The organism is Frankia sp. CcWB2, from assembly GCF_977927585.1.
The window spans coordinates 13674-14596 of record NZ_CDWRCM010000045.1 but is presented as its reverse complement, the minus strand read 5'-3'; the positions used below and the strand labels follow the sequence as shown (position 1 = coordinate 14596).

Sequence of the window (923 nt, the reverse complement as noted above, 5' to 3'; positions counted from 1 at the left end):
ATCCCGAGCATGCCGGGACTGCCCGCCGACTGCGTGGTGTCGCCGCAGCAGGCGCGGGCCGCGGTGGCCTCCCACGTCGATCGGCTCTGCGGGGCGCGCCTCGGCCGACCACTGACGAATGTCGACCTCACCTACACCGCGAACCATCCACCGCTGTTCTACGCGGTCGAGGCCGTCCCGCTCCGGACGGGCGTCGCGCTGGATCATCCGCTGGCCGGTTTCCGGGCCGCCCGCCTTCTCAACGTGGCGTTCGGGATCATCGCGGTGATCGCGACCGCGGCGCTGGTCCGCGGTGTGCTGCCGGGGCGGCCCGGTGTCGCCGTCGGCGCGGCGGCGATCGTCGGCGTGGTCGGCATGTTCGTCCTCATCTCCGGCCAGGTCTACAACGACACCCTGGCGGTGGCGACCATTACCGGCCTGCTCGCGGTGGCCGTCGCGATCATCCGCCGGGGACCGGGGCCGCGGACCCTGGCGGCGCTGGCGGTGCTCGGCCCGGCCGCGGCGGCGAGTCGGGCCAGTGGCGCGTTGGCCGTCGCGGTGGTCGTCCCGGCTTTCGGTGCCGCCGTCTCGATGCGGACGTCCGGTGGCCGGCTGCGGCGAGCCGGGCGTGGCCTAACGGCCGCGGTCACGCTCGTCGCGCTGACTTTCGCCGCGACCGGCTGGTTCTACCTGCGTAACGTGCGCCGGTACGGCGATCCCACCGCCTCGGGCCGGGTCGCCGAGATGTTCCCGATCCGCGATGGGCGGACGTCGGCCTGGCAGGTATTACGTGACAGCGACTTCTGGTGGCACGCCTACCGCGGGTTCTTCGGACGTCCCGTCCTGCTGACCGGTCACGCCCGGACGATCGCCGTCGGGGTCGCGGTCGTGACCGGCGCGGGCCTGGTGGCGGCGGGGGTTCGGGTCCTGGGCGCCCGGCTGCG

1 pseudogene is annotated in these 923 nt (G+C 74.1%); it reads left to right on the top strand.

Annotated elements, in window-relative coordinates:
- Window positions 1-9 precede the first annotated feature (9 nt).
- Window positions 10-923, top strand: a pseudogene (locus ACY45C_RS07160) (hypothetical protein); the annotation flags it as partial.